The 20112-nt window shown below is 75.7% G+C and carries 20 protein-coding genes; 10 read left to right on the top strand and 10 right to left on the bottom strand.

What is annotated here, in order from left to right; all coding sequences use genetic code 11:
- The first annotated feature begins 229 nt into the window (after positions 1-229).
- Positions 230-829 carry an HdeD family acid-resistance protein gene (locus tag ABZ497_RS09800; RefSeq protein WP_329490438.1) on the top strand — a complete coding sequence of 200 codons (600 nt, stop codon included), beginning with the start codon at positions 230-232 and terminating at the stop codon, positions 827-829.
- A gap of 42 nt (positions 830-871) precedes the next feature.
- On the opposite strand, the gene ABZ497_RS09795 is transcribed toward ABZ497_RS09800, so the two are convergent.
- The 3 genes from ABZ497_RS09795 to ABZ497_RS09785 are packed head-to-tail and all read right to left on the bottom strand — an operon-like array spanning position 872 to position 3618.
- Positions 872-1531 carry a DUF6461 domain-containing protein gene (locus ABZ497_RS09795; protein WP_359804198.1) on the bottom strand — a complete coding sequence of 220 codons (660 nt, stop codon included), beginning with the start codon at positions 1529-1531 and terminating at the stop codon, positions 872-874.
- A 50-nt stretch (positions 1532-1581) separates the two neighbouring features.
- Positions 1582-2970 (bottom strand): CoA transferase, encoded by a 1389-nt coding sequence (locus tag ABZ497_RS09790; protein WP_359804197.1) that lies wholly within the window; start codon positions 2968-2970, stop codon positions 1582-1584.
- Positions 2971-2991: 21 nt separating this feature from the next.
- Positions 2992-3618, bottom strand: a complete 627-nt coding sequence (locus ABZ497_RS09785) for a LysE family translocator (protein WP_359804196.1) — start codon at positions 3616-3618, stop codon at positions 2992-2994.
- A 117-nt stretch (positions 3619-3735) separates the two neighbouring features.
- On the opposite strand from ABZ497_RS09785, the gene ABZ497_RS09780 reads away from it, so the two are divergent.
- A complete protein-coding gene (locus tag ABZ497_RS09780) occupies positions 3736-4194 on the top strand; it encodes an Lrp/AsnC family transcriptional regulator (RefSeq protein ID WP_329490434.1) in 459 nt (152 codons plus the stop codon).
- Positions 4195-4218: 24 nt separating this feature from the next.
- Here the strand turns inward: ABZ497_RS09780 and ABZ497_RS09775 are convergent, their stop codons facing one another.
- Entirely contained in the window at positions 4219-5529 is a 1311-nt protein-coding gene (locus ABZ497_RS09775) for a cytochrome P450 (RefSeq protein WP_359804195.1), read from the bottom strand.
- 89 nt (positions 5530-5618) lie between these two features.
- Entirely contained in the window at positions 5619-6953 is a 1335-nt protein-coding gene (locus tag ABZ497_RS09770) for a bifunctional GNAT family N-acetyltransferase/ATP-binding protein (RefSeq protein WP_359804194.1), read from the bottom strand.
- Positions 6954-7347: 394 nt separating this feature from the next.
- On the opposite strand from ABZ497_RS09770, the gene ABZ497_RS09765 reads away from it, so the two are divergent.
- Complete coding sequence (locus ABZ497_RS09765; protein WP_359804193.1) at positions 7348-8235, top strand: hypothetical protein; 888 nt, start codon at positions 7348-7350, stop codon at positions 8233-8235.
- Positions 8236-8486: 251 nt separating this feature from the next.
- Here ABZ497_RS09765 and ABZ497_RS09760 read toward each other — a convergent pair whose 3' ends face one another.
- Positions 8487-8780, bottom strand: a complete 294-nt coding sequence (locus tag ABZ497_RS09760; protein WP_329490430.1) for a zf-HC2 domain-containing protein — start codon at positions 8778-8780, stop codon at positions 8487-8489.
- A gap of 55 nt (positions 8781-8835) precedes the next feature.
- On the opposite strand from ABZ497_RS09760, the gene ABZ497_RS09755 reads away from it, so the two are divergent.
- Positions 8836-9426, top strand: a complete 591-nt coding sequence (locus ABZ497_RS09755) for a sigma-70 family RNA polymerase sigma factor (RefSeq protein ID WP_329490429.1) — start codon at positions 8836-8838, stop codon at positions 9424-9426.
- Positions 9427-9552: 126 nt separating this feature from the next.
- Here ABZ497_RS09755 and ABZ497_RS09750 read toward each other — a convergent pair whose 3' ends face one another.
- On the bottom strand, positions 9553-10218 hold the full coding sequence (locus ABZ497_RS09750) for an NAD(P)-binding domain-containing protein (RefSeq protein WP_359804192.1): 666 nt from the start codon (positions 10216-10218) through the stop codon (positions 9553-9555).
- A gap of 376 nt (positions 10219-10594) precedes the next feature.
- Here ABZ497_RS09750 and ABZ497_RS09745 point away from each other — a divergent pair, with 376 nt between their 5' ends.
- From ABZ497_RS09745 to ABZ497_RS09735, 3 genes are all read left to right on the top strand, one after another.
- A complete protein-coding gene (locus ABZ497_RS09745; RefSeq protein ID WP_359804191.1) occupies positions 10595-12049 on the top strand; it encodes an MFS transporter in 1455 nt (484 codons plus the stop codon).
- A gap of 46 nt (positions 12050-12095) precedes the next feature.
- Entirely contained in the window at positions 12096-13430 is a 1335-nt protein-coding gene (locus tag ABZ497_RS09740; RefSeq protein ID WP_359804190.1) for a cytochrome P450, read from the top strand.
- Between the two features lie 107 nt (positions 13431-13537).
- The gene (locus tag ABZ497_RS09735) at positions 13538-14626 is read left to right on the top strand and encodes an isocyanide synthase family protein (protein ID WP_359804189.1); all 1089 of its coding nucleotides are present in this window, start codon (positions 13538-13540) and stop codon (positions 14624-14626) included.
- Here ABZ497_RS09735 and ABZ497_RS09730 read toward each other — a convergent pair.
- The 3 genes from ABZ497_RS09730 to ABZ497_RS09720 are packed head-to-tail and all read right to left on the bottom strand — an operon-like array spanning position 14611 to position 17592.
- Positions 14611-15420, bottom strand: a complete 810-nt coding sequence (locus tag ABZ497_RS09730) for an ABC transporter ATP-binding protein (RefSeq protein ID WP_359804188.1) — start codon at positions 15418-15420, stop codon at positions 14611-14613. The genes ABZ497_RS09735 and ABZ497_RS09730 overlap by 16 nt on opposite strands.
- Positions 15417-16496, bottom strand: a complete 1080-nt coding sequence (locus ABZ497_RS09725; protein ID WP_359804187.1) for an iron ABC transporter permease — start codon at positions 16494-16496, stop codon at positions 15417-15419. Before ABZ497_RS09725 ends, ABZ497_RS09730 begins: the two co-directional genes overlap by 4 nt.
- A gap of 4 nt (positions 16497-16500) precedes the next feature.
- Complete coding sequence (locus ABZ497_RS09720; protein ID WP_359804186.1) at positions 16501-17592, bottom strand: ABC transporter substrate-binding protein; 1092 nt, start codon at positions 17590-17592, stop codon at positions 16501-16503.
- Between the two features lie 272 nt (positions 17593-17864).
- Between ABZ497_RS09720 and ABZ497_RS09715 the strand changes: the two genes are divergently transcribed.
- The 3 genes from ABZ497_RS09715 to ABZ497_RS09705 form a co-directional block, all read left to right on the top strand.
- Complete coding sequence (locus ABZ497_RS09715; RefSeq protein WP_359804335.1) at positions 17865-18650, top strand: helical backbone metal receptor; 786 nt, start codon at positions 17865-17867, stop codon at positions 18648-18650.
- Between the two features lie 161 nt (positions 18651-18811).
- Positions 18812-19858 (top strand): transglycosylase SLT domain-containing protein, encoded by a 1047-nt coding sequence (locus ABZ497_RS09710; protein ID WP_359804185.1) that lies wholly within the window; start codon positions 18812-18814, stop codon positions 19856-19858.
- An 89-nt stretch (positions 19859-19947) separates the two neighbouring features.
- Positions 19948-20112: helix-turn-helix domain-containing protein (locus tag ABZ497_RS09705; RefSeq protein ID WP_359804334.1), on the top strand; the 165-nt coding region annotated here is incomplete at its 3' end.

Genomic DNA, 20112 nt, shown 5'->3' with positions numbered 1-20112 from the left:
GGCGGCGACCACGATCCGGTCACCCGCTTCGAGGCGGCAGGTGCGGTCGGCGTGGTTCCGGGTGCAGAGGTGCGGCCTGGCGGCGAGCCGGACGGGAGATGTCCTTCCGGTGTCCGGGGGACATCAGTTCCGTCCCCCGGACGGGCGAACCCGACGGGCGGTGCGCGGCCCCCGCGACGATCGTCAGGAGTGTCCTCCGCCCCTCCCAAGCCGCCAGGAGTACACCACCGTGGTCTCCCCGATCATCACCCCCGACGGTTCGCCGGTCCGGGGCCCGCTCGGAATGCTCGCCAAGGCCGCCTGGCAGGTGCTGCTGCTCGCCGGGCTCGTCTCGCTCGCCCTCGGGATCATCGTCTTCGCCTGGCCGAAGCAGACGCTGATGGTCGTGGGCGTGCTGTTCGGCCTCTACCTGCTGGTCATCGGCATCGTGCAGCTGGTCGCCGCCTTCGGCACCCATGTCACCACCGCGATGCGGGTGCTGGCCTTCATCAGCGGCGCGCTCTGCGTCCTGCTCGGCCTGCTGTGCTTCCGCAGCGCGGTGCAGTCGCTCCTGCTGCTGGCGCTGTGGATCGGCATCGGCTGGCTGTTCCGGGGCATCACCCAGCTCGTCGCCGCGATCTCGGACGCCGACATGCCGGCGCGCGGCTGGCAGGCCTTCGCCGGGGCGGCCAACACCGTGGCCGGCGTGCTGCTGATGGTCTGGCCGGTCGGCTCGATCACCGCCCTGACCGTGCTCGCCGGGTGCTGGCTGCTGTTCCTCGGCCTGATCGAGATCATCACCGCCTTCCAGGTCCGCAGCCGGGCCAAGGAGATCCCGTCCGGCGTCTGACGGCCGCGGCCACGCGCCCCGGTGGGCGCCCGGCAGCGGGTGCTACGGCACGGGGGCGTAGCCGATCACGAACTCCGCCGCCCGCAGCCGCTCCGGGGTCAGCCGCAGCCCGGTGAGCTCCTCGCCGAGGGCGAAGGCCGCGGGCGTGGTCCGGTCGATGCCGCGCCCCTCGGCCGTGCTGAGGTCGAAGCCGACCGCCGTCAGCAGCTCCGCCACCGCGTCCGCGTCGGCGCCGTCGCGGTCCGCCGGGAAGAGCGGCTCGAAGTGCAGCCGGTGCCGCTCGCCCTCCCGCCAGTGGAAGTGGTCCACCGCGTTGACGTTCCGGAAGTGCGAGACCAGCCTGGAGCCCTCGGCGAGGCGGGGCAGCAGGCCCCAGCTGGTCCCGAGGTAGCCGTTGACCTCCAGGGCCACCGCCCAGCCGTCGAGTTCGGCGACGGCGACGAGCAGCAGCTCCTCGTCGCCGTCGAGCGCCTCGTCGCCGTGGCCGTCGCCGTCCTCGCCGGTGTCGCCGCCGTCCTCGTACCGGTCCCAGGCCGCCAGGACCTCCGGGGTACCGGTGACCCGCCGGCCGGGGGCGGCGCCGAAACGGCGGAGCAGCTCGCCGGCGGACACCCCCTCGACCATGGTCAGGCAGTACGCCTCCGTGAGGGTGGCGAAGTCCCCGGAGTCGAGCCAGGCGTAGTCGCTCGCGTGCGCGGTCATACCGGGATCCTGCCACCCGCCGCCGACAGCTCCCCGGCGGCGGCCGCCCGTCAGCTCCAGGCCGGCGCGTCCGTGCCCCAGCGGCCCGGCGGGCGGGACCAGTCGGCGGGGCCGCCCTGGTAGGCGATCGGCGGGAGCGCGTACCGCAGCCGCCCGTACGGGGAGTCCGCCTCGGTCAGCCACCGCTGCGGGTCGTAGGGCTCCGCGGCCGCCGGGCCGGGGGCGGCGGGCCCGATGCCGTGCTGCAGCCAGGAGGCGGTACCGGCCAGCGAGAAGCGCAGGTGGCGGCCGCCGGGGCGGCCGGTGCGCTGCTCGGTGAGGGCGCGCAGGACGCCGGCGGCGATCAGGTAGCCCGTCCCGTGGTCGAGCGCCTGGGCGGGCAGCGCGCCGGGGCGGCCGTCGGCGCCGGCCTCCGTGACGGCGATGCCGACACCGGCCTGGACCAGGCTGTCGAAGCCGCGGCGCCCGGCCCAGGGGCCGGTCCGGCCCCACGCGTGGAGCTGGGCGACGACCAGGCCGGGGCGCCGTTCGAGCAGGGCGTCGGGCGCCAGGCCGAAGGCGTCCAGGGCGCCGGGGCGGTAGCCGGTGACGACGACGTCGGCGGTGGCCAGCAGCTCCTCGAAGACCGCGCGGTCGCCGGGGGCGGCGAGGTCCAGCCGGGTGGAGCGCTTGCCGGAGCCGGTGTCGGCGTGGGCGTCCTCGGCCTCGGGCAGCCGGGGCGAGTCGACCCGCAGGACGTCGGCGCCCAGCAGGGCGAGCGTGCGGGTGGCGACGGGGCCGGCGATCACCCGGGTGAGGTCGAGCACGCGGACGCCCTCGGCGGGCAGACCGGCGGGGCCGAGCGGGCGGGCGGCGGCCCCGTCCGTCACCCGGGTCTCGACCAGCGGGACCGCGGGGCCGCCGGCCGGCGCGACGGCCACCGCGAGCGCTCCCGCCCGGTAGGCGCGCTCCTGGATCCACTCGGCCGGGTGCTCGCGCAGCGTCGCGGCCAGCGGTTCGGGGCCGGTGTCGGCGGGCAGTCCGAGCGCGGTGAGCAGCCGGGCCCGGTGGTGCGGGTAGTTGGCGTGGGTGCGGACCCAGCCGTCGGCGGTCTGCCAGAAGCCGGAGAGCGGGGCGAAGCTGACGGGGGCGCGACCGTCGATCCGCAGGTGGCGTTCGCTGACGAAGGCGGTGGCCACCGCGCCCTGGTCGATCCGGACCGCCGGCACCGGGCCGCCCGACCGCAGCGCGGACAGCTCCCCGGCGGCCAGCGAGCAGGCGGCGACGGTGGCCCGGGCGAGCTGCCGGACCGGCAGCCGGGCGGGCAGCACGCCCTCGGGCCCGTGGAAGGAGACCCGCTCCAGCAGGTCGGCGGGCCCGCCCAGGGCGGCCCAGGCGTGCGCGGTGGGGCCGTCGGGGGCGGCGGCGGGCGGGGTGGCGGGTAGCGGACGCTCTGTCATGCCCGCATTCTGCTCCGGTTCTCAGGCGCTCGCCGTGACGCCCGCCACCAGCATCAGCAGCACCGCGGAGACCATCGTCATCCGCCGGGCGGCCTGCGGGGTGGCGCCGAACCGGCCGCCCAGCCGGCCACTGGCGTGCGCGACCAGGGCGTAGACGACCGCGCAGGCCAGCACGTTGAGCGAGCCGAGCGCGAGCACCTGGCCGCCGACCGGCAGCGCGGCGGCCGGGTCGACGAACTGCGGCACCAGGGAGAGGTAGAGCAGCAGGCCCTTGGGGTTGAGCAGGGCGGTGAGCATGCTCTGGCGCAGCACGGTGGCGGTGGGTTGCGGCGGTGCCTGCGCGAAGGCGGTGGCCCGGCCCCGGCGCAGCGCGAGGAGCATGCCGGCCGCCAGCACCAGCAGGTACCCGGCGCCGACCAGCCGGAGCACGGGCAGGGCGGCGGGCACCGCCCGCAGCGCGGCGGCGAGGCCGGCGCTGGAGAGCAGGGTGTGCACGGCGTATCCGGCGCAGACGCCGGCGACGGCGACCAGTGCGGCGCGGCGGCCCTGGCCGAGGCCGCGGGCGGCGATGTAGAGCCAGTCGGGGCCCGGGGTGCAGACCAGGAGCAGGTCGACCCCCAGGAAGAGGAGGAGGGCGTGCGTGTCCATGGTCGTGACCTGTCGTGTTGGTTCCGGCGCTACGGTCACTGAAGGTAGCCGGAACGGCTCGGCACACGATGGCCACTTCCTGCCCGTTCGGTCCGCGATTTGGCAGAATATTGCGCTATGGACCGTATCGACCGCAGAATCCTCCGCGAGCTCCAGCAGGAGGGCCGCCTCACCAACGCCGAACTGGCCGCCCGGGTGGACCTCACCCCCTCGCCGTGCCTGCGCCGGGTCCGGCAGCTGGAGCAGGACGGCGTGATCCGCGGCTACCGGGCGCTGCTGGACGGCGCGGCGGTGGGCCGCGGCTTCCAGCCCTTCGTGACGATCACCATGCGGCACGAGGACCGGGCGACGGTGGCCGAGTTCGAACACCGGGTGGCGGAGCTGCCCGAGGTGGTGGAGGCGCACCGGCTCTTCGGCGAACCGGACTACCTGCTGCGGATCGCGGTGGCGGACATCGCGGCCTACGAGCGGTTCATCACCGACGTGCTCTCCGGGCTGCCCGGGATCGCCCAGGTGAACTCGCACCTGACCATGAAGCAGGTGAAGGCCGACCGCGGCATCCCGACCGGTGGGTAGCCGACCACGGGGGGCGGGGCCGCGTCAGAACGTGAAGCGCAGCGCCCGCACCCGGTGGTCGAAGTTGGACGGGACCAGCTCCGGCTCGCCCACCGAGCGGGCCTGCGGCAGGCGGGTGAAGAGCTCCCGGTAGAGCACCTTCATCTCCTGCCGGGCGAGGTGCGCGCCCAGGCAGTAGTGCGGCCCGCCACCGCCGAAGCCGAGGTGGGGGTTGGGGGTGCGGGTGATGTCGAAGGCGTCCGGGTCGGTGAAGACGCTCTCGTCGCGGTTGGCGGAGCCGAAGAAGAGCACCGCCTTCTCCCCCGCCCGCAGCAGGGGGCCCTCGGGGCCGCCCAGCCGGTGGTCGACGGCCAGGGTGCGGCGGAACTGGATGATCGGCGTCGCGTGGCGGACGATCTCGTCCACCGCGCCGCCGAGGTGGCGGTCCGGGTCGCCGAGCAGCAGGGCCCGCTGCTCGGGGTGGACGGTGAGCAGGTGCAGGCCGTGGGCCAGTGCGTTGCGGGTGGTCTCGACACCGGCGACCAGCAGCAGGGAGAAGAACGCGCCGAGCTCCCGGCCGGTCAGCCGGCGGCCGTCGACGTCGGCGGTGACCAGGGCGGAGATGAGGTCGTCGGTGGGCCGGCGGCGCCGCTCCCGGCCGAGTTCGGCGACCATGCCCTGCATCCGGGCGAGCGCCCGCAGGCCCCGCCCGGGCACCCGGATCCGGCTGCGCAGCGGCCGGGCCACCCCGGTGTTCTCGGAGGCGTGGTTGACCTGGTCGAGGATCGCGCGGCGGGGCTCCTCCGGGATGCCCATCATGTTGCAGATGACCTGGAAGGGGAGCTCGGCGGCGACCGAGGTGACGAAGTCCTCGGGCCGGTCCCGTGCCACCCGGTCGATCAGGCGGGCGGCGACCAGGCGGATGTCGTCCTCGACCCGGGCGATCAGGCGCGGCGTGAACGCCCGGGAGACGATCCGGCGCAGCTGGGCGTGGCGGGGGTCGTCCAGGTTGACCATCGAGTCGCCGAACAGCGCCCGGACCCAGCGGGCGGGTTCGGGGGTGGTGACCCCGGGACCGCTGAGGAACACCGCGGGGGTGCGGCTGGCCTCGACCACGTCGGCGTGCCGGACCAGGGCGTGGTAGCCCTTGGCGCCCTTGGCGCCCTTGGCACTCCTGCCGCTCCTGGCGCCCTTGGCGCCGCCGGCCCGCTCCCCGGCCCGTTCGCCGACGAAGACCGGGCCGGGGAGTCGGCGCAGCTCGGCGAAGGCGGCGGCCCGGGCCGGCGCGGGCAGCTGCCAGAACCCGGGGTCGGCGAGGTCGACGGCGGGGGTGTCCGTCGCGGCCACTGTGCCCATGCCGGGCCTCCTGTCCTGTCGGTGCCCACATTTAGTCAGCACCGACCGGCAGGGTGTCAAACCGCAACTACCATGCGATGAAACGATATTCAGACGCGCGCATGCGAGGTGATGTCCGCGCCGAACTCCTCGATCATCGCCGGGGTGACGGTCGGCCGGGCCCGGGCGATGGCCGCCAGGTAGTCCTCGGTGCTCGCCCCGTCGGCGGCGTCCGGCCCCGTCGCGGCGGGGTCCGGCCCTGTCACGGCGGCTCCGGCCGGGTCCGCTCCGGCCGGGTCCGCTCCGGCGAGGTCCCGTTCGAAGGCCGCCTGGGCGGCGACCCGGGCGGCGTGCTCGATGTCCGCCGGGGTGAACAGCTCGCTCGCCCCCACCAGCGCGTCGAGGTCCACGTCCGCCCGGCCGGCCGCGTACCGGGACCAGATGGCGGAGCGCGCGGCCGGGTCCGGAGTGCCGATCGGGATCAGGTAGTCGAAGCGGCCCGGGCGCAGGAACGCCGGGTCCAGCGAGCGGATCGAGTTGGTCGCGCAGACCAGCAGCCGTTCCTCGCCCTCCCGGAACCCCGGGATGAGCTTGAGCAGCTCGTTGGTGACGCCGTGCATGCCGCCCTGGACGCCCTCGGTGCGCAACGGCGCGATCTCCTCCACCTCGTCGATGAAGACCAGCGCGCGCTCCAGCCGGCCGATCCGGGCGAAGGCGTCGCGCAGCGCGGCCGCCAGGTTGCCCTCGTCGGCCAGCCGGGACGGCAGCAGTTCGACGAACGGCCAGCCGAGCCGGGAGGCGATCGCCCGGGCGAAGGTCGTCTTGCCGGTACCGGGCGGTCCGAACAGGGCGATCGCGCGCGGCGGGCGCACACCGTGCCGGGCGGCCCGCTCGGGCTCGGCGAGCGGCGCCACCACCCGGCGCTCGATCAGGTTCTTCTCGGTCTCCATCCCGGCCACCTTGGCCCAGAGGTCGCCCGGCAGCAGCCGGCCGCCGAGTTCCTCCAGGAGTCCGCTCGCCGCGCCCGCCTGCGGCTCGTCCTTCTCGAAGTAGGCGGCCGCGGGGCGGCGGGTGTAGCCGGCGTTGTGCAGGCCCTCGCCGAGCAGTTCCTCCTCGGGCAGCACATAGGCGATGCGGCGCACCCGGCAGGCCACCAGCCGGCGCTCCAGCTCGCGCAGCAGCGAACTCGCCAGGCCCCGGCCGCGCCAGGCCGGCGCGATCGCGATCCGCATCACCCAGGCGCGCTCGCCCGCCACGCAGGCGAGCGCGGCACCGATCGGCGCCCCCTGGTGCACGGCGACCACGGCCGGCTGGCGCGAGGTCAGCGCGCTGATGCACTCCGCCAGGGAGAACACCGACTCCTGGCCGAGCTCCGCCGTGGTGTCGATCAAGTGGACCACCGCCGCGAGGTCGTCCTCGCGATAGTCGTGAACCAGCCAGTACATCGGCCCGCCCGCCTCTCCGTGCTCACCGGCCCGTGCCGTCGTCGACCGGCGGCGCGGCGCCGCGCGGTGCCCAGACGGTACGGGCGGGCGCGGGCGGCGGTCCCGTGCCGGAACGGACAAGCCGGGGCCGGGCGACCGTACGAACCGCCTCTGGCGCGCCGCCCTCGGGGGCCGGCGACGGCCGTGCACCGGCCGGGCGGCGGCGGTCCGGCCGACCCCGGTCGACTGCCCCGGTCGACTGCCCCTCCGATCGCCCGTCCGATCGCTTGGCCGATTGCCCGTCCGGGCAGCCGGGACCGGGCGGCCGGGCATGCTCTCACGGGGCCGAACCGGCCAATACCCGAGGGCGCGGTCCTGGCCCGCCGGGGCGAATGCGACGATGAGTGTCATCGTGATGACCGACCGAATCCGCGCACTGCGCGCCGTGGTCTTCGCCGCGCTCTGCGTGGCGCTGGCCGCCGCGGCGCACGTCACCATGGCCGGCGCCGGCGTCTCCCCGCCGGTCCTGGCGGGCGCCTTCGGTCTCACCCTCGGCTTCGGCTGGCTGCTGGCCGGCAAGCGGCGGGGGCTCGGTCCGATCAGTGTCTGGATGGTCGCCGCGCAGAGCGCGCTGCACCTGATGTTCGAACAGGCCGGGGCCCTGGCCGCCGACCGCGGCGGGTTCGGCCGCATCGCCACGACGGACTGGGCCGGCCTGCTGCTCTGCAATCCGGACCAGACGCCCACCGGGCTCTCCCCCGCCGACCTGGCCCGGATGGCCGGGATCGACCCCGACGTGCCGCCCGCCACGGGCGTCCGCGTCCTGACCGGGACGCACCACCACGGCACCGCGGCCGCGGTGGGCCCGCCTCCGGCCACGGCCGCCGCGGACCACGGGCTGGCGGGCCTGACCGGCGGGTCCGGCCTGTCCGGCGACGCGGCCGGGCTGTCCGGAGCATCGGGGATGCCGAGGATGCCGGGGATGTCCGGCCACGACATGGCGGCTCACTCCATGTCGGCCGGGATGCTCACCGCCCACCTGCTCGCCGCACTCGCCTGCGCGCTGCTGCTCCGGCGCGGCGAGACGGCGCTGACCCGGCTGTTCGAACTGCTCGGAGCACTCGGCACCGTGCTGGCCGGGGTCCTGCTGCTCCCGGTGCTCGCCCTGCTCACCCGACCGCGCGGCTTCGAGCCGCCGGTCCCGCCCCGGCCTGCCGCCCGTCGGGCCCGCCCGCCCCGACCGGTCCTGCTCTCGCACGCCCTCGTCCGGCGCGGGCCGCCGTCCTTCGCTGCCGCCTGCTGACGCGCCCGCCGCCCGACGCCGTTCCGGTGTCCGCGCCGCGGTGGGCAGGTCGCCCCGCGCCGTCGCCGTAGGCCGCGCCGCCGGGGCCCGGGCCCGCACGCCCCGCCGCCCCCTGCCGGGACACGGCGATCCGTGCGCGTCCACCGACGCCGAGCGCGCCGCCCGCAGCGGCCACCGCTCCCGAGCACTCTCCTCAGGACCTCTTCATGCCTGACTACGACGGCGCACCGGCCTCGCCCGGCGCCACCGTCCTACCGCTCCGGCCCCGACCCGTCGTCCCCCTGCCCGGGACCGCCCGTCACGCCGGGACCGCCCGCACCCGACCCGCGCCCGCCCAGGCTCGCGAGCAGGTTCGCCGACCATGCCGCCGAGGGGCCGTCCGGGTCGATCCCCGTCGTGCGACCGCGCAGCCGTTCCGCCTGCTCCTGCCAGCCGCGGCAGGCCTCGCAGCGCGCGAGGTGCTTGTCCAGCCGCCGGTCCGGCAGACCGGTCGGCTCACCGTCGAGACGGGCGGACAGAGCAGTACGGAACTGGGCGCATCTCATGTGACCATCGTCCCGCACCGGGCCCCGGGCCGGACCGACCGGGTGGGGGTCCGGCATGGATGACGAGCAGCTGACCGCGCTGGCCCTCGCCGCCCGCGCGGGCCGGCCGGCCGACGTCGAGGCCTTCGTCATGGCCACCCAGCGGGACGTGTGGCGGTTCGTCGCCCATCTGACCGACGTGCAGTCCGCCGACGACCTCGCCCAGGAGACCTTCCTGCGCGCGCTGCGGAGCCTGCCCGGTTTCGCCGGCCGCTCCTCCGCCCGCACCTGGCTGCTGTCGATCGCCCGGCGGACCGTCATCGACCGCTACCGCACCGCCGCCGCCCGCCCGCGCTGCGCCGCCCTGCCGGACTGGGAGGAGGCCGCCGAACGGCAGAGCGCCCCGCCCGCCGCCGGGTTCGAGGACGGCGTCGCGCTCGGCGACCTGCTCGACCGGGTGCCCGCGCAGCGCCGGGAGGCCTTCGTGCTCACCCAGGTGGTCGGCCTCAGCTACGCCGAGGCCGCCGCGGTGGCCGGCTGCCCGGTCGGCACCGTCCGCTCCCGGGTCGCCCGGGCCCGCGAGGAACTGATCGCCCGCCTGCGGGCGGCCGAGGCCGGCGACCCGGCGTCTCCGGGGCCGGCCACCCCGCTGGCCGCCGCCTGCTGACGCCGCGCCACCGGCCCGGTCGGCGCGTCCGGGCCCGGTTCCTCCCTCATCGGGGAAAGGACCGGGCGGGCGCGCCGACCGGGCCCGGGGCCGGAGCGTCGGGGCTGGAGCGTCGGGCCTGGCGCGTCAGGCCTGGGCGCGGAAGGCGGCGGGGCGCTCGGGCGAGGCCTCGGCCAGCGCCTTGACGACCGCGTCCACGCCGGCCCGCAGACCGTAGACGGGGGTGTCGGGCTGCTGGCGCCAGGAGTCGTCCAGACCGCCCGCGTCCACGCTGTCGAAGCCCAGCTCGTCGATCAGGGCCCGGACGACGCGCTTGGCGGCCTCGTCGTCACCGGCCACCGGGAGCGCCAGCCGGTCCGGGTCGCCCTGCGGGCGCGGCCGCTCCAGCAGGTCCTCGGCGTAGGTGCCGTTGAAGGCCTTCACCACCGGGTGCCCGAGGTGGCCCTCCGTCCACCGGCTCTCGGTCTGCCCCTCCTCGATGGCCGCGATCCGGCCGTCCCGCTGCTGCGGGTAGTAGTTGCCGGTGTCGATCACGACGAAGCCCTCGGCCGCGCCGTCGAACAGGCCGGACGGCAGGTCCGGCACGTTCTTCAGCGGCACCGTCACCACCACGATCTCGGCGCCGCGCGCCGCCTCCGTCGCGGCGACCGGCGTGGCGCCGGTCTCCTCCGCCAGCGCGGCCAGGGTCTGCGGGCCGCGCGAGTTGGCCACGGACACCTCGTGCCCGAGGGCGGTGAGCCGACGGGTGAGGTTGCCGCCGATGTTGCCCGCGCCGATGATGCCGATCTTCATGATGATCCTTCCGGTGCTGCCGCGATCATGCGTCGTGCCTGGCTGCAACCCCGGAACGGACCGGGCTATTTCCCCGTGCCGCCATCGGAGCGACCCCCGTGCCGCCGTCCGACCGACTCGCGTCCCTGCCGGACCGGCAACGGGCCGACGGGGTCGATCGTGCCGGGAGAACCGGGGCCCAACCAGGGCTGGACAGGCGCTGAACCAGGGGCTTCCTAGATCACTAATGGTCTAGACCAGCCATCCGGTCGCCACATTCCGGCCAACCGGGAAATTCCCTCAGGTGTTCGGAACCGGAGCTCCCCCGCCCCCGACTGCTGTACCGGACGCCGCCGACGAGGCGGTGTCGCACGGCACGGCAAGCGGAGGAGGACCCATGGCAGCGCGACAGGCGCCGGCCACCGGCGGACCGGGTGACGGTCCGGCAGAGCCGCCGGACCGGTGGATCCTGGTCGTGGCGGCCGGGCTGCTCTCGTTCGTGGCGATGCTCGACATGAACGTCGTCAACCTGGCGCTCACCGACATAGCCGCCGGACTGCACGTCTCGTCGACCACCGCCCAGTGGGCCGTCCTCGGCTACCAGCTCCCGCTGGTGGCGCTGCTGCTGCCGGCCGGGCGCTGGCTCGGCCAGGTCGGCGCCCGGTCCGCCCTGCTGCTGGCCGTCAGCTGCTTCGCGCTCTGCAGCGTGCTCGCCGCCGTCGCCCCGTGGGCGGGCTGGCTGATCGCGGCGCGGCTCGCCCAGGGCGCCTTCGGCGCGGTGCTGTTCGTGCTGATGCCGGTGCTGGCCGCCACCGCCGTCCGGCCCCAGCTGCGCGGCCGGGCGATGAGCGTCCCCGCCACCCTCGGCCCGCTCGGCGCCGTCACCGGGCCGGTGCTCGGCGGCCTGCTGCTCGACCACGTCGGCTGGCGGGCCATCTTCCTGGTCAAGCTGCCGGTCTGTCTGGTCGCCCTGGCGATCGCCTACCGGCACGCCCCGCGGGGCGGCCGGCTGCGCCTGCCCGACCGGGGCTCCCTCGGCGACGCCGCGCTGATCGGCTCGGCCGTGGCCGCCGTCATGCTCGGGCTCACCCTCGCCCCCGACCGGCCCGGCCTGCTGCTGCTCGCCCTGCCCGCCGCCCCGCTGGTGGCGCTCTGGCTGCGCCGGCCCGGGGGGCGGCCGGTCACCGCCGTGCTGCGCGCCTCCGGCACCGCCGGCGTGAACGGCTCGGTGCTGGCCCTGGCCGCCGGCTTCGCCGCCACCCACTACCTGCTCGCCCAGCACCTGCGCCGGGACGACGGGATCAGCGCCACCACCACCGCCCTGACCATGCTGGCGTTCCCGCTGGGCATGGTCCTGGCCGGCCGCTTCGGCGGGCGGCTGGCCGACCGCTGGGGCGCCCGGCCCACCGCGCTGACCGGCGCCGTCGTCACCGCCACCGGTCTGCTGCTGCTCGTCCCGCTGGACTCCGGCTGGACGCCGGCCGACATCTCCTGGCGGCTCGCGCTCGCCGGGGCCGGCATGGGCCTCAACGGCGGCCCGGTGCAGGCCCTGGTGATGAGCGCCGCCCGCACCGGGCAACTGGCCACCGCCGGCTCCGTCGTCCAGCTCTCCCGCAGCCTCGGGTTCGCCCTCGGCCCGGCCCTCGGCACCTCCGCCGCCCTGGTCGGCGGCAGCGGCCCCACGGCCGGCCGCGCCGGACTCGTCCTCGCCACGCTGGCCGCCACCACGGCCGTGGCCCTCCTCGCCCTGCACCACCGCGCCGCCCGCGCCGCGCTCCCCCCGCTCCCCGAGCAGGCCGGGAGCACCGACGGGGCGAGCGGCGCCGACAGCACGACGCGCTCCAGAGCCTGACGAAGCGCCCTCGCGCGCACCACCGATCCCGACCGGAGGACCCCGCATGACCGACACCGTCCACGACCCGACCGCCGCCGGCCCGGCGGACACCCCGCGCTGCCCGTTCGGTTACGACGAACTCCCGGACCCGGTACCGCTGTACGGGCCCGCGTACAAGAGCGACCCCTATCCGCTCTACCGGCGGATGCGGGAGGCCGGGCCGGTCCACCGGGTCCGGTTCCCCAGCGGGATCGCCGCCTGGCTGGTGACCGGCTACCGGGCCGCCCACGAGACCCTCAACGACCCGCGGCTCGGCAAGAACCACGCCCTGGGCAACGAGGGCTGGCGCCGGCTCGCCTCGATCATGCCCGAGCCGCAGCACTCCCAGCTCCAGGTCCACCTGCTGCACCAGGACCCGCCGAAGCACACGCAGATGCGCCGGCTCGTCCTGGACGCCTTCGCGCCGCGCCGGGTGGAGTCCCTGCGGCCGCGCGTCCAGGAGCTCGCCGACGCCCTGGTCGACGAGCTGCCCGGGACCGGCGGCGCCGACCTGGTGGCCGGCTTCGCGGCCCACTACCCCTTCCGGGTGCTCGCCGAAGTCATCGGACTCCCGCCGGAGTTGGCCGCCCGCTTCGACCGGGACTGGGGCAAGGTCGTCCAGCCGGTCGGCCCGCAGGACCCGGGCCGGCCGGCCTACGAGGGCCGGCTGCGCGGCCTCCAGGGGTACATCGCCGACGTGGTGGCCCACAAGCGCGCCCACCACGACCCCGCCGGGCCCGACACGGACCTGCTCGGCCGGCTCGTCGCCGCCTGCGACGCGGGCGAGTTGACCCCCGAGGAGCGCGACTCGATCGTGTTCCAGCTGCTGGTGGCCGGCCAGGAGCCCGTCACCAACCAGATCACCACCATGCTGATCACCCTGCTGCGCCACCCCGAGCAGCTCGCCCGGCTGCGCGAAGGTATCGCCGCCGACCCGGGCCTGCTCACCCGCGCGGTGGAGGAACTGCTGCGCCACGACGCCGCGTTCGAGCTCACCACCTGGCGCTTCTTCGCCGAGGACAGCGACCTGTACGGCACGACCGTCCCCGCCGGCGACTCCGTGATCGTCTCGCTCTGCGCCGCCAACCGCGACGACGAGCAGTTCCCCGAGGCCGACGTCCTCGACTTCGACCGCACCCCCAACGCCCACCTGGCCTTCGGCCACGGCATCCACTACTGCCCCGGCGCGGCCCTGGCCCGGCTCGAACTCCAGATCGCCCTCGCCACCCTGCTCACCCGGCTGCCCGGACTGCGGCCGTCCACCGAGGACGGCGCGGGAATCGACGCGCTCACCTGGGTGCCCGCCGTGCTCGCCCGGGGCGTGAACCGCCTCCCGGTCGCCTACGACCGGCGGGTCTGACCGCCCCGAAGCCCCCGCACTCCCTCCCGTCGTCCCGGCGGCCACCGCCGGGCGTGGCTCCCGCCTGCCCCGAAGCCCGCACACCGTTCGTCCCGTGGAGGACCACCATGCCACCTACCGGCGTCGCGACCGACTCCCCGACCGACACCCGTTCCCCGGCCACCACCGCGGCCGGTACCACCGCCCGACCCGCCGAACACGGGCCCACCGACCACCGAACCGCCGAGCCCCGGCCGGGCGCCGCCCCGCCCGGCGCCGCCCGCCGCCCCGGCGCCCCGGCGCCGGAGTCCGTGCCGCGGATCTGCGCCGCGATCCTGGAGCTGCTGCTCCCGCACCGCCGGGCCTCCGACCCCGAGGTCGACGCCACGACCGCCGACTTCCCGCTCCAGCTGGAGCAGTTGGCCGACTTCGTCGCCGCCGGTGACCCGATCGTGTTCACCCTGCCCGGCTTCCCCTGCAAGTCGCCCAACTCCGCCAAGGTCCTCGGCCACCTGCCCGACGAGGGCGAACGCCTCTCGCTCACCTTCCTCGACCGGCTCTGCGAGGAGATCGGCACGCTCTACGAGCCCGGCGCACAGATCCTCATCTGCTCCGACGGCCACATCTTCGGCGACCTCATCCACGTCCCCGACGACCACATCGACGAGTACTCCGATGCGCTCTCCGCGATGATCGCGCGGGAGGGCCTGAGCCACCTCGCCACCTTCGACCTGCGGGCCGTCCTCGGCGACCTGCCGTTCGACGAGAAGCGGGCCCGGGTGCACGCCCAGTACGCGCCCAGCAAGGAGGAGTTGCGCGAGCAGGTGCTCACCGACGAGGAGACCCTGCGCCTCTACCGCGGCATCACCCGGTTCCTCACCGAGGACACCGCCGGCTTCACCGGCACCAGGTCCGCCCTGCAGCGCGACTGCCGGCAGCGCGCGTACGGCGTCATCCAGCGCAGCCGCGCCTGGGGCGACCTGATCGCCGAGCAGCACCCCCGGTCCTTCCGGCTCTCCATCCACCCCCAGCGGGTCGGCGTGGCGAAGTTCGGCATCCGGCTGCTGGAGGCCGCCGACGTCTGGATGACGCCGTGGCACTCCGCCGTGCTCCACCGCCCGGACGGGCGCTGGGAGTTGCTACGCAGCGAGGAGGCCGGGCGGATCGGCCGGCTGGTGGAGCGCGACGGCCGCCCGAGCCACTACGAGACCTCCTGACGCTTCGGCGATCCCGCCATCGAGGCGGGCGTGCGGTGGTCGAACGCGATCAACGGATCACCCGTGAGCGGGTGTTCGACCACCGCCGCCCGCACCCCGAAAACCTTGGCCAACAGCTCGGCGGTCAGCACCTCGCGCGGCGGCCCGGACGCCACCAGGGCGCCCTCGTGCAGAACGTGCAGGCGGTCGCAGACCGAGGCCGCCGCGTTGAGGTCGTGCAGCGCGATCAGCGTGGTGCGGCGCTGTTCGCGCAGCAGCCCGAGCAGCTCGACCTGGTGCCGGACGTCCAGGTGGTTGGTCGGCTCGTCCAGCACCAGGACGTCCGGCTGCTGGGCCAGCGCCCTGGCCAGCAGCACGCGCTGGCGTTCACCGCCGGACAGCTGGGCGAACCGGCGGTCCGCCGCGCCGGCCATCTCGACCCGCTCCAGGGCGTCCGCGACCAGCCGGTGGTCCTCCGCGTCGTCCGCCGCGAAGGCCCGCTTGTACGGGGTGCGGCCCATCGCCACCACCTCGCGGACGGTCAACTCGAATTCCCCGCCGCGCTCCTGGGGCAGCGCGGCGATGTGCCGCGCGGACTGCGCCGCGGTCAGCCCGGCCAGCTCCCGGCCGGCCAGCAGAACCCGCCCGGCACTCGGCCGCAGATGCCGGTAGACGGTGCGCAGCAGGCTGGACTTGCCGCTGCCGTTCGGGCCGACCAGCCCGGCGATCTCCCCCTCCTCGGCGACCAGGTGGACGCCGGCCACCACCGTCCGCCCGGACAGGGTGACACTCAGATCCTCGACCGCGATCCTCAATTCCGCTCCAGTCGTCGGTCCAGCAGGAAGAGCAGGGTGGGCGCGCCGAGCAGCGCGGTGACCACCCCGATGGGCAGCTCCTGGGTGTCCAGGGCGGTCCGGGCGAGGGTGTCGACCACCACCAGCAGCACCGCCCCGGTGAGCGCGGACAGCGGCAGCAGCCGGCGGTGGTCGCCGCCGACCAGCAGCCGGCAGACGTGCGGCACCATCAGCCCGACGAAGCCGATCGCGCCCGAGACGGCGACCAGCACCCCGGTCAGGACGCTGGTGACGACGAAGATCTCGCGGCGCAGCCGGGTGACGTCCACCCCGAGCCCGGCCGCCGTCTCGTCGCCCATCAGCAGCGCGTTCAGGCTCCGCGCGCGGGCCTGGAGCAGCGCCAGCCCGAGGGCCACGGCGACGGCGGGGACGGCCAGTTGACCCCAGACCGCGCCGCTGAGGCTGCCCATCAGCCAGAACAGCACGCCCCTGGTCTGCTGTTCGTCGCTGGTCTGCAGGACGAGGTAGCTGGTGAAGCCGGCGAGGAACTGGCCGATGCCGATGCCGGCCAGCACGAGCCGCAGCGGCGAGAACCCGCCGCCGCGCCGGGCCAGCAGCCAGACCAGGGAGAACGCCGCCAGCGCGCCGAGGAAGGCGGCCAGCGAGATGGTCAGTCCGACCGCGCTGCCGAAGGCCAGCTCCAGGCCGAGGCCGCCGCCGAGGACGATCACCGCGACCGCGCCGAGCGAGGCTCCGGAGGAGATCCCGAGCAGGTAGGGGTCGGCGAGCGGGTTGCGGACCAGTGCCTGGACGGCGGTGCCGACCAGGCCGAGCCCGGCCCCGACCATCGCCGCCAGCAGGGCGCGCGGGACACGCAGTTGCCAGACGATGAGGTCCCGGGTGCCGGGCTCGGGAGCGCGGCCGGTGAGCCGGTGGGCGACCACCGACCAGACCTCGCCCGGGGCGATGTCCACCGAGCCGAGCGAGACGGCGGCGGTCAGCGCGGCGACCAGGGCGAGGGCGAGCACGACGGCCAGCGGCCCGGCGCGCAGCGTCCCCGTCCGGCTCCGCCTGGCGGTGACGGCGGCCGATGCCACCGGCCTACCGGCCCTTCTCGACGAGCGCCGGGTACACGGTGGCGGCGATCTGCCGCACCGTGTCGGCGTTGCGCACCCCAGCGATGGTGGTGACCTCGGAGCCGATCCGCAGGAAGTGGCCCTCCTGGACGGCCTTCAGGCCCTGGGTCGCGGGGAAGCCGCGCAGGAAGGCCTCGGCGTCCTCGAACGCCTTGCGGTTCTCCTCCTCGGTGCCCCGGTTGCGCACGGCGAGCTGGATCCAGTCCGGGTTCTTGGCGACCACGTCCTCCCAGGACGCCGGCTTGAAGTCGGCGTCGCAGTCGGCGAACACGTTGCGGGCGCCCGCCAGGGTGATGACCGCGTTGGCGACCTGCCGGCCGCAGACCGATATCGGCTGCTTGGTCCCGGCGTCGAAGTCGAACAGGAAGTAGCTCGGCCGCTGGTCGGCGGGCACCGCGGCGGTCGCGGTGCGGACCTCGGCGATCTGCCGCTCCATCCCGGTGACCAGTTCCTCGGCCCTGGCCGCCGTACCGGTCACCGCGCCGAGCCGGCGGATGTCCTCCTCCACCTGGGAGAGGTCGGTGCGCGGCGCGGGGGCGGCCTTCGGCGTACCGGCGCAGGCGGTGGAGAGCAGCATGACGTGCTGGATCCCCGCGGCCGCGAACTCCTGCTCGCTCGGCACCGCGCCCGCCCCGCCCATCATCGGCATCGAGCCGAAGGTGTCCACGTAGAGGTCGGCGCCCGAGCCGAGCAGCTTCTCCTTGGCGATCACCTTGGCGCCCAGGACGGGCACCCTCGCGCCCTGCTCGGCCAGCGCCGCCGGCAGACTGCCCTTGCCCGGCGGGAACCCGGTGCCGACGACCCGGTCGCCCGCGCCGAGTTGGAGCAGCATCTCCAGGGCGGCGGCATTGCTGGTGACGATCCGCTTCGGGGCCTGCTGGACGATGGTCTCCTTGCCCTGGCAGTCCGCCACCCTCACCGGGAACCCGGAAGCGGCGGACTGGCCCGCCCCACCGGTCCCGTCACCGCCGGCGCTGCTCCCCCCACCGCCGCTCCCGCAGGCCGTGGCGAACAGGGCGATGGCGGCCGCGATGCCGCAGAACACGCGAGGGCGCATGGAACTCTCCTGGTCAATGATCGTGCTCGGGCCCTTCCTGGGAGCCCGGACCAGGTAGTCGGCCGCCGCACCCGCCCGGTTCCCACGACTTTCCCCCGCCGGACGGGCCCGTTCGGCCTAGGGTTTGCCGCATGGCCTCCCACCTCGCCCAGCCGCCCGGGCCGCCCGAGTTTCCCGGGCCGCCGTCCGACCCGTCGTCAGGGTCCGGTCCGCGAGCGGGGTCCCGGCCGGGCGGGCCCGGCGGGGTGACCGTCGGCGGGCCGCCGATCCGGGTGGACGACCTCGGGCTGCGGGTGCCGTCCGGGCCCGGCCCGGTCCGGCGGATCGTGTCGCTGGTCCCCTCGCTGACCGAGGCCGTCGCCGCCACCGCTCCCGGCCTGCTGGTCGGCGCCACCGACTGGTGCAGCCACCCCGCCGACCTCGCCGTGGCCAGGATCGGCGGCACCAAGAACCCCGACGTCCGCCGGATCGCGGCCCTCGCGCCGGACCTCGTCCTCGCCAACGACGAGGAGAACCGCCGCCCCGACCTCGACGCGCTGCGCGCCGCCGGCCTGGCCGTCTGGGTCACCGACATCCGCACCCTGGAGCAGGCCTTCGACTCCCTCCACCGCCTGCTCACCCTCGGCTGCGGACTCCCCCGCCCCGCCTGGCTGGACGCCGCCGAGGCCGCCTGGGCGGCGTCCACCCCGCCCGGACCGGTGCTCCGGCGGGCCGTCGTCCCGGTCTGGCGTCGCCCCTGGATGGTGCTCGGCCGCGACACCTTCGCCGGCGACCTGCTCCGGCGCCTCGGCGTCCAGGTGACGCTGCACGCCGGCCACCCGGACCGCTACCCCGCCGTCCCCCTGCCCGAACTCCTCGCGAGCGGGCCCGAGGTGGTCGTCCTCCCCGACGAGCCGTACCGCTTCACCGCCGAGGACGGCCCCGAGGCGTTCCCCGGCATCCCGGCGGCCCTGCTCAGCGGACGCCATCTGACCTGGTACGGACCGTCGTTGGCGCAGGCGCCCCGGGTACTCGGCGCGCAGCTGGCCCGCGCCCGGCCGGGAGCGGCGCCGGACTGACCGGGCCACCCCGAGCCGGACCGCCACGCGGCCGCCGGGATGCCGTAGCCGCGTACCGAACGTCGCTCCGGGGCCCGCGTCGGTAGGACGATCACACCGTCGTAGGATGACCGCCTCTCGCCGGGACGGCCGGCGAAAACGGGGGGCGGAAATCCATGAAGGTGCGTGCTTCACGGCAGGCGCTGGTTCTCGTGTCGGCGGCGGCCGTGTCGACGGCGCTGCTGACGGGCTGCGGCAGCAAGAAGGCGGACGGCAGCACCGACGCCGCGGCGGGCCCGGCGGTGGCCGCCACCGCCGGGGTCTCGCCCTCCGGGACCCCGACGGCCGACGTCCCGGCGACGGCGAGCCCTTCGCCCGGCACGAGCACCTCGCCCGGCCCCAGCGCCTCGCCGAGTGCGACGGCGGGCAAGTCGGCCAAGCCGAGCCCGACCGCGTCGGCGAGCACGGCCAGGCCCGGCACCACCAAGCCCGCGGACCCGGCCGCCAAGGCCACCAGCGCGCCCCCGGCGGCCCAGGCGGCCCCGGCCCCGGCCGCCGTCGCCGCGGCGCCCGCACCGACCGCGAAGCCCGGCCCGGTCGCACCCCCGCCGCCGCCCGCGCCCGCCACCCCGCACGTCCCGCCGCTGCAGAGCGGCTGCACCCCGACCAAGCCCCAGCCCGACGAGCCGAAGGAGGCCGTCGCGGCGGCGCTCGGCTCGGCCGCCGGGCAGTCCCGGACGCTGTTCCTCAGCAACGGCGGCACGGACCGGCTCCCGGCGCTGCCGGTCAACCTGGTCAAGGCGATCGCCTGGCAGGAGAGCGGCTGGCAGTCCGGCATCCTCGCCTGCGACGGCGGCATCGGCACCATGCAGATCATGCCCGCCACCGTCAGCTGGATGAACAGCAAGTTCGGCACCACCTCCGACCCGAAAACGCTGGCCGGCAACGTCCAGCTCGGCACCCAGCTGCTCGACTGGCTGGTCGCCTACTACGGCGACTCCTCCTTCGGCGGGAAGTACGACCTCTCCCCCGACCCGGCCACCGGCCGGACACCGCTGCTCGACCTGGTGATCGCCGCCTACAACGCGGGCGCGGGCAACGTGCACTACAACACCGTCACCGACCCCGTCACGGGCGCGACCGGCGGGAGCGTGGCCATCCCGAACCCGGGCTACGTCGCCAACGTCAAGGCGCTGATGGCCGGCGCCCCCTGGAACAAGGCCGGCTGATCACGGAGCTGACCACGGCGAAGGGCCCGGTGCGGGAGGCGTCTCTTGGGTTCTAGGAGTCGTTGCAACACCCCAGCTCAAGGGGTGCGATGGACTTCGAGATCCGCAAGGACCGGACGGCCCAGGGGCCTGTGAAGCTGAGCCGGGAGCGGGAGGCATACTCCCGGCTCATGCAGCAGGGCTACACCAACACCGAGGCGTGCCGGATCGTCGGCATCGCCCGCCGGACCGGCCAGAAGTGGCGTCACGGCCGC

It is taken from the genome of Kitasatospora sp. NPDC005751, from assembly GCF_040630835.1.
Lineage (GTDB): Bacteria > Actinomycetota > Actinomycetes > Streptomycetales > Streptomycetaceae > Kitasatospora.
Note: the sequence above shows the minus strand (reverse complement) of the source record. Positions and strands in the feature narration are given on the sequence as shown.

Coding starts and splice junctions, on each gene's coding strand:
- ABZ497_RS09795 (WP_359804198.1), bottom strand. CDS start 1,531: ATGACCGCGCACGCGAGCGACTACGCCTGGCTCGACTCCGGGGACTTC.
- ABZ497_RS09790 (WP_359804197.1), bottom strand. CDS start 2,970: ATGACAGAGCGTCCGCTACCCGCCACCCCGCCCGCCGCCGCCCCCGAC.
- ABZ497_RS09785 (WP_359804196.1), bottom strand. CDS start 3,618: ATGGACACGCACGCCCTCCTCCTCTTCCTGGGGGTCGACCTGCTCCTG.
- ABZ497_RS09780 (WP_329490434.1), top strand. CDS start 3,736: ATGGACCGTATCGACCGCAGAATCCTCCGCGAGCTCCAGCAGGAGGGC.
- ABZ497_RS09775 (WP_359804195.1), bottom strand. CDS start 5,529: ATGGGCACAGTGGCCGCGACGGACACCCCCGCCGTCGACCTCGCCGAC.
- ABZ497_RS09770 (WP_359804194.1), bottom strand. CDS start 6,953: ATGTACTGGCTGGTTCACGACTATCGCGAGGACGACCTCGCGGCGGTG.
- ABZ497_RS09765 (WP_359804193.1), top strand. CDS start 7,348: ATGACCGACCGAATCCGCGCACTGCGCGCCGTGGTCTTCGCCGCGCTC.
- ABZ497_RS09760 (WP_329490430.1), bottom strand. CDS start 8,780: ATGAGATGCGCCCAGTTCCGTACTGCTCTGTCCGCCCGTCTCGACGGT.
- ABZ497_RS09755 (WP_329490429.1), top strand. CDS start 8,836: ATGGATGACGAGCAGCTGACCGCGCTGGCCCTCGCCGCCCGCGCGGGC.
- ABZ497_RS09750 (WP_359804192.1), bottom strand. CDS start 10,218: ATGAAGATCGGCATCATCGGCGCGGGCAACATCGGCGGCAACCTCACC.
- ABZ497_RS09745 (WP_359804191.1), top strand. CDS start 10,595: ATGGCAGCGCGACAGGCGCCGGCCACCGGCGGACCGGGTGACGGTCCG.
- ABZ497_RS09740 (WP_359804190.1), top strand. CDS start 12,096: ATGACCGACACCGTCCACGACCCGACCGCCGCCGGCCCGGCGGACACC.
- ABZ497_RS09735 (WP_359804189.1), top strand. CDS start 13,538: ATGCCACCTACCGGCGTCGCGACCGACTCCCCGACCGACACCCGTTCC.
- ABZ497_RS09720 (WP_359804186.1), bottom strand. CDS start 17,592: ATGCGCCCTCGCGTGTTCTGCGGCATCGCGGCCGCCATCGCCCTGTTC.